This window comes from Phenylobacterium sp., from assembly GCF_016793225.1.
Lineage (GTDB): Bacteria > Pseudomonadota > Alphaproteobacteria > Caulobacterales > Caulobacteraceae > Phenylobacterium.
On the sequence record NZ_JAEUMN010000107.1, the window covers coordinates 43,242 to 50,174 of the forward strand.

The window sequence follows — 6,933 nt, forward strand, 5'->3', positions numbered from 1 at the left end:
GCCGCGGAAGCCGGGGTGACAATGCCCCTAGTTCGCGGCGGCGTAGGCTTCGAGCGCGGCGATGTGGGCGGCGGCCTGGTCAGGCGGGAGGAACGAGCCCTGGAAGCTGTTGCGGGCCAGGGTGACGAGGTCGGCCCGGGACAGGTCGAGGGCATTTGCGATCTGCACGTAGTTCTCGCCCACGTAACCGCCGAAATAGGCGGGATCGTCGGAATTGACCGTGGGCCTGAGGCCCAGGTCCAGCATGCGCTTCAGCGGGTGCTGGCGCAGGTCGCTGACGCCGCAGAGCTTGAGGTTTGAGAGCGGGCAGACGGTGAGCGTCAGGCCCTCGGCGGCGAGGCGCTTCACCAGCGCGGGATCCTCGAGCGCGCGGTTGCCGTGGTCGATCCGGTCGACGTGCAGCAGGTCGAGCGCCTCCCAGACGTAGGCGGGCGGGCCCTCCTCGCCGGCGTGGGCGACGCGCTTGAGGCCCCGCTCGCCCGCGGCGGCGAACACCCGGGCGAACTTCGACGGCGGGTGGCCGACCTCGGAGGAGTCGAGGCCGACGCCCACGATGCGGTCGAGGTAGGGTTCGGCGGCCTTCAGCGTGGCGAAGGCGGCGTCCTCGTCCAGGTGGCGCAGGAAGCACAGAATGAGGCTGGAGGTGATGCCGAGGTCGCGCCCAGCCTCGGCCATGGCGCCCAGCAGGCCGTCCGCGGCCACCGCGAACGGCACGCCGCGGTCGGTGTGCGTCTGGGGGTCGAAGAACAGCTCCACGTGGCGGACGCCGTCGGCGGCCACGCGGCGGAAGTAGGCCATCCCCATGTCGTGGAAGTCGCGCTCGGTGAGCAGCACCGCGGCGCCCTGGTAGTAGATGTCGAGGAAGTCCTGGAGGTTGCCGAAGGCGTAGGCCGCCCGCACCTCCTCCACGCTGCGGAAGGGGATCGCCACCCCGTTGCGGCGCGACAGCTCGAACATCAGCTCGGGCTCGAGGCTGCCCTCGATGTGCAGGTGCAGCTCGGCCTTGGGCAGGCCCCGGATGAAGGCGGAGAGGTCGCTCATCCGATTGTCGTCGCGCCTGCGGCCCCCAGGGTCAAGGGGCGGGTCAAGGGCCGGGTCCAGGCTTGCGGAAGCGCAGCATGAACTGGTCGGTGCGGCCGCGCACGGCGGGGTCGAAGACCGATGCGGTCCGCGGGTCGGCGGGATTGGCGAGCTGGTCGCCCGCGGCCTCGAAGCGGAACCCAGCCGCCTCGGCCTCGCGCCGGACCTGGGCCGGATCGATCCGGTGCAGGCGGTCGGGTTCGTCGCCGCGGTGGTCGACGACGACGTAGGTCCCGCCCGGCTTCAGCGCCCGGAAGACGGCGGCGTTGAAGGCCGCCGCGGCGCCCGGCGGGGCGAAGCGGGTGTGCAGGTCGTGGTAGTTCTGGGCGGTGAAGACGAGGTCCAGCGCCTCGGGCGCCGCGAAGGCCGCGGTGGCGCCGGTGACCACGGTCACGTTCCTCAGCGGCGCGGCCGCCGCGCCGGCCCTGGCGTCCGCGAGGTGGCGCGGCAGGAGGCGCACGATTTCGTCCGGGGGATAGGCATAGACGTGGCCGGCGGGTCCGACCGCGGGCGACAGGAGGCGCGTGAAGTAGCCGCCCCCGGGCGTGTACTCGCCCACCTTCCAGCCGGGCTGCACGCCCGAGAATTCCAGCACCTGCAACGGCCTGCGGGCCGCGTCGGCGCCGCGGTCGGCCTCGGTCCGGCCGGGGGCCGCGAGGATGGCGGCCAGCGCGGCCGCAAGGGCGATGAAGCTCATGCAGGTTCCTCCTGCCGGAAAGACGTTCGAAACCCGGCGGATTCGACGCGTCCGCTTCGCGCGTTCCCGGAGGGCTCGTGGGGCCCGCGCCCGGGCTCCCGACCTCGCGGTGGGGGATGTTAACCCTGCGTGAGGTTAGGTGTCGACGCGCAGAGCTGCAGCGGGGAGTCCGAGGTCGAGGTGAGCCTGGAGATCACGATCCGGCCGGAGCGCCTGGCGCTTTCCGCCCCGTTCCGCATCTCGCGGGGGGTGAAGACCCACGCCGACGTGGTGACCGTGGGGCTGCGGGACGGCGAGGCCGAGGGCTGGGGCGAGTGCGTGCCCTATCCACGCTACGGCGAGACCACCGACACCGTGGAAGCCCAGTTGCGGGCCGCGGCGCTTCGGCTGGCCGAGGGCGAGGACGCGCGGCGCGTCGTCGCTGAGCTGCCGCCCGGCGCGGCCCGGAACGCCCTCGACTGCGCGCTCTGGGATCTTGCGGCGCGGCGCGACGGCCGGACGGTCGGCGCGCGCCTGGGCCGCAGCCGCCCGGGGCGTATGGCGACCGCGGTGACGATCAGCCTGGACTCGCCCGAGGCCATGCGCGCCGCCGCCGCGGCCATGGCCGACGCCCCGCTGCTGAAGGTCAAGCTGGACGCGGAGTCGCCGCGCGAGCGGCTGCTGGCGGTGGCGGAAGGCGCGCCCGAGGCGCGGCTGATCGTCGATCCCAACGAGAGCTGGACCCCCGACGTCCTGGACCGGATGGCCGACCTCGTGGCGCGGCTGCACGTGATCCTCGTCGAGCAGCCGCTGCCGGCGGGCGACGACCTGGCCCTGGAGGGGCTGGACTATCCCGCGCCCATCTGCGCCGACGAGAGCGCGCATGTGGCCGGCGACGTCGGCCGGCTGCTGGGGCGCTACCAGAGCGTCAACGTGAAGCTCGACAAGGCCGGCGGCCTCTCCGCCGCGCTGGCCATGGTGCAGCAGGCGCGGGACCTGGGCCTGGGCGTGCTGGCCGGCTGCATGGTGTCGAGCTCGCTGTCGATCGCGCCCGCGATGTGGGTCGGCGCGATGGCCGACGCGGTGGACCTGGACGGGCCCTGGTGGCTCGCGCAGGACCGGGCGGGCGGGTGCCGGATCGAGCGGGGCGTGCTCTATCCGCCACAGCTTGGCTTCTGGGGTGAGGCTGCGCCCGCATCGCGTTGACTTTGCCGGCGCATCATCGATGTCATCGTTCCGTGAAATGACGGAGTCCCCGTGTCGGGCGCTGCGACAGAGACATTCGGCGCCCTCGAGGTGGCCCTCGAGCACGCGGCGCGCCTGCTTCCCCTGGACGCCGCCGCCGCCGAGGAACAGGCCCGGGAAATCCTGAGGGCCGTGGGGGAGGAGCCCCAGGCGCTGCGCCTGCTGGGCGCGGCCCTGCGGCGGCAGGGCGAGACCGAGGCGGCCGAGGCCGCCTACCTGCGCTCGGTGAAGGCTTCGGTGAGCGACCCCGAGCTGGTGCGCGCCGCGGCGGCGCTTTGCGAGAACCGGCTGGCCGTGGCCGAGCAGACCCTGCGCGGCGTCCTGATGCAGCGCCCCACCGATGTCGCGGCGATCCGGATGCTGGCCGAGACCGGCATGCGCCTGGGGCGCTACGACGACGCGGAGAAGCTGCTGGCGCGTTGCGTCGAACTGGCGCCCGGCTTCTCGGCCGCCCGGCACAACTACGCCACCGTCCTCTACCGGCAGAACAAGCCGGTGGCGGCCATCGCCGAGGTCGACCGCCTGCTGGCGGAGGACCCGGCCAATCCCGGCTACCGCAACCTCAAGGCCGCGGCGCTGGGCCGGATCGGCGAGTTCGAGGCCGCGATCGAGCTGTACGGCTCGGTGGTCCGCGACCAGCCCCGCCAGCCGAAGGTCTGGATGAGCCTAGGGCATGCGCTGAAGACGGTGGGCCGGCAGGCCGAGGCGATCGACGCCTACCGCCGGTGCGTGGCCCTGGCCCCCCAGTTCGGCGAGGCCTGGTGGAGCCTGGCCAACCTGAAGACCGTGCGGTTCTCGGACGCCGACGTGGCGGCCATGGAGGGCCAGCTGCGCCGGGCGGACCTGAGCGAGGAGGACCGGTTCCACCTGGAATTCGCGCTGGGCAAGGCGCGCGAGGACGAGGGCGCGTTCGAAGCGTCGTTCGGACACTATGCGCGCGGCAACGCCCTGCGCCGCGAGGGCCTGGACTACGACGCCGACGAGACCCGCGACCAGGTCCGCCGCGCGAAGGCGCTGCTGGCGCCGGCGTTCCTGGCGGCGCGGGCGGGGCAGGGATGCCCGGCGGCCGATCCGATTTTCGTGGTCGGCCTGCCGCGGGCGGGCTCGACGCTGGTTGAGCAGATCCTGGCGAGCCACAGCCAGGTCGAGGGCACCCAGGAACTGCCCGACATCATCAGCCTCGCGCGGCGGCTGGGCGGCCGGGCGAAGCGGGCGTCCGAGGGGCGCTATCCCGAGGTCCTCGCCGACCTGGGCCCGGACGACCTGGCGGCGCTGGGGGCGGAGTACCTCGAGCGGGCGCGGCCGCACCGCAAGCTGGGCCGGGCGTTCTTCATCGACAAGATGCCCAACAACTGGGCCCACGTGGGGCTGATCCACCTGATCCTGCCCAACGCGAAGATCGTCGACGCGCGGCGCCACCCGATGGGCTGCGGCTTCTCGGGCTTCAAGCAGCACTTCGCCCGCGGCCAGGGCTTCACCTACGATCTCACCGACATCGGCCGCTACTACGCCGACTACGTGGACCTGATGGCGCACGTCGACCGCGTGCTGCCGGGCCGCGTCCACCGTGTGATCTACGAGCGGATGGTGGCCGATCCCGAGAGCGAGACGCGGGCCCTGCTCGCCCACTGCGGCCTGCCGTTCGAGGAGGCCTGCCTGCGGTTCTACGAAAACGACCGGGCCGTGCGTACGGCCAGCTCCGAGCAGGTGCGCCGGCCGATCTTCACCGACGCCGCCGACCACTGGCGGAACTACGAACCCTGGCTCGGCCCGCTGAAGGCCGCGCTGGGGGACGTGCTTACGGCCTATCCGGAAGCTCCCGGGGGCGACTGACCCGAAGTTTGTGGGGGATCACATGAGACAACGCCTACCCATCACTCTGCTGGCGACGACGGTGCTTACGGCCGTGGGCTCGCCCGTGTTCGCCCAGACGGCGGCGCAGGACACAGCCGTCGGCCTGGAAGAGGTGGTGGTCACCGCCCAGAAGCGCAGCGAGAACCTGCAGGACGTGCCGATCTCGATCCAGGCGATCGGGACCGAGCGCCTGGAGGCTCTGCAGGTTTCCGACACCAACGACTATGTGCGGTTCATGCCGAGCGTCACCGCGCCCACGGGCGCGCCGGGCTTCTCCAACTTCTACATCCGCGGCGTGGCGTCCGGCGAAAACAACAACCACTCGGGCCCGCTGCCCTCGGTCGGCGTCTACCTGGACGAACAGCCGGTGACGACGATCACCGGGCCGCTGGACATCCACATCTACGACATCGCCCGGGTCGAGGTGCTGGCCGGGCCGCAGGGCACGCTCTATGGCGCGAGCTCGCAGGCCGGCACCATCCGGATCATCACCAACAAGCCCAGCACCTCGGGCTTCGAGGCCTCGTACGACCTTGAGGTCAACGCGGTCAGCCACGGCGACGTGGGCTATGCCGCCGAGGGCTTCGTGAACCAGCCGCTGGGCGACCGGGCGGCCATCCGCCTGGTGGCCTGGGCGCAGCATGACGCCGGCTACATCGACAACGTCCCGGGCTCTTTCGTCTTCCCGACCGGATCGGTCCGCGTGAACAACGCCCGCGAGGTGGAGAAGGACTACAACGAGGTCGACATCGTGGGCGCCCGCGCCGCGCTGAAGATCGACCTGAACGAGAGCTGGACGGTGACGCCCCAGCTGATGGGCCAGCGCACCCAGGCCGACGGCGGCTTCGCCGCCGACCCCACCGTCGGGGACTACAAGATCCGCCGCTACTACCCTGAGGGCTCCGATGACAAGTGGGCGCAGGCGGCGCTGACCATCGAGGGCCAGCTGGCCAACCTCGACGTGCTGTACTCCGGCGCGCACATGCGCCGCTGGATCGACACCGACAGCGACTATTCGGACTACAGCTACTTCTACGACGTGCTGTTCGGCTACGGCGCCTACACCACCGACAACGCCGGCAACTTCATCAACACGTCGCAGTACATCCAGGGCCGCGACTACTTCAAGAAGAGCAGCCACGAGCTGCGGATCGCGAGCCCCGCCGAGAACCGCTTCAAGGCCGTCGCGGGCCTGTTCTACCAGCGGCAGACCCACAACATCGAGCAGCGGTACCGCATCGACAACCTGCAGGACCTGATCGAGGTCCCCGGCTGGAACGACACGCTGTGGCTGACCAAGCAGCTGCGGACGGACCGCGACTACGCGGCCTTCGTCGACGCCACGTTCGACGTCACCGAGCAGTTCTCGATCACCGGCGGCGTGCGGTTCTTCAAGTACAAGAACTCGCTGCAGGGCTTCTTCGGCTTCGACCGCGACTTCTCCTCGCGGACCGGCGTGGCGGCCTGCTTCAATCCCACGGCGGTGGTGGAGGGCGGGCCCTGCACCAACATCAACACGACCACCAAGGGCGACGGACGAACCTACCGGATCAACGCCCAGTACAAGTTCGACGACCGCCGGATGGTCTACGCGACCTATTCGACCGGCTTCCGGCCGGGCGGCGTGAACCGGCGCGGCGGCCAGCCGCCCTACGACGCCGACTTCCTGAAGAACCGCGAGGTGGGCTGGAAGACGAGCTGGGCCGACAACCGGCTGCGGTGGAACGGCGCCTTCTTCTACGAGACGTGGAACGACTTCCAGTTCTCGTACCTCGGCGCGAACGGGCTCACCGAGATCCGCAACGCCGGCAAGGCCAAGATGAAGGGCGTGGAATCCGACATCAACTGGCTGGTCACGGACGGCCTCACGGTGATCGGGTCGATGGCCTACACCGACGCCGAACTGGGCGAGGACTACATCCCCGACCCGACGGCGGCGCCCGAGGCGCGCAAGGGCACGCGGCTGCCGGTGACGCCGAAGTTCAAGGGCAACCTGATCGCGCGCTACGAGTGGACCTGGAACGACTGGGACGCGCACGTGCAGGGCGCGCTGGTCCACACGGGCTCGGCCTTCCCGG

General features: G+C 71.2%; 5 protein-coding genes. 3 read left to right on the forward strand and 2 right to left on the reverse strand.

The annotated features are described in order from the left end of the window. Positions 1-27 precede the first annotated feature (27 nt). Both JNK30_RS13190 and JNK30_RS13195 read right to left on the reverse strand, forming a co-directional pair. Positions 28-1,041 carry an adenosine deaminase gene (locus JNK30_RS13190; RefSeq protein ID WP_293482793.1) on the reverse strand — a complete coding sequence of 338 codons (1,014 nt, stop codon included), beginning with the start codon at positions 1,039-1,041 and terminating at the stop codon, positions 28-30. 43 nt (positions 1,042-1,084) lie between these two features. After that, positions 1,085-1,777: a methyltransferase gene (locus tag JNK30_RS13195; protein WP_293482795.1), complete on the reverse strand. Its 693-nt coding sequence runs from the start codon at positions 1,775-1,777 to the stop codon at positions 1,085-1,087. A gap of 129 nt (positions 1,778-1,906) precedes the next feature. Here JNK30_RS13195 and dgcA point away from each other — a divergent pair, with 129 nt between their 5' ends. From dgcA to JNK30_RS13210, 3 genes are all read left to right on the forward strand, one after another. Further along, positions 1,907-2,962, forward strand: coding sequence for an N-acetyl-D-Glu racemase DgcA (gene dgcA / locus JNK30_RS13200; RefSeq protein WP_367118750.1), 1,056 nt, complete (start codon positions 1,907-1,909; stop codon positions 2,960-2,962). Positions 2,963-3,052: 90 nt separating this feature from the next. Continuing rightward, entirely contained in the window at positions 3,053-4,834 is a 1,782-nt protein-coding gene (locus JNK30_RS13205; protein ID WP_293482797.1) for a tetratricopeptide repeat-containing sulfotransferase family protein, read from the forward strand. A 22-nt stretch (positions 4,835-4,856) separates the two neighbouring features. After that, positions 4,857-6,933 (forward strand): TonB-dependent receptor (locus JNK30_RS13210; protein ID WP_293482799.1); only part of this gene is annotated, 2,077 nt, incomplete at its 3' end.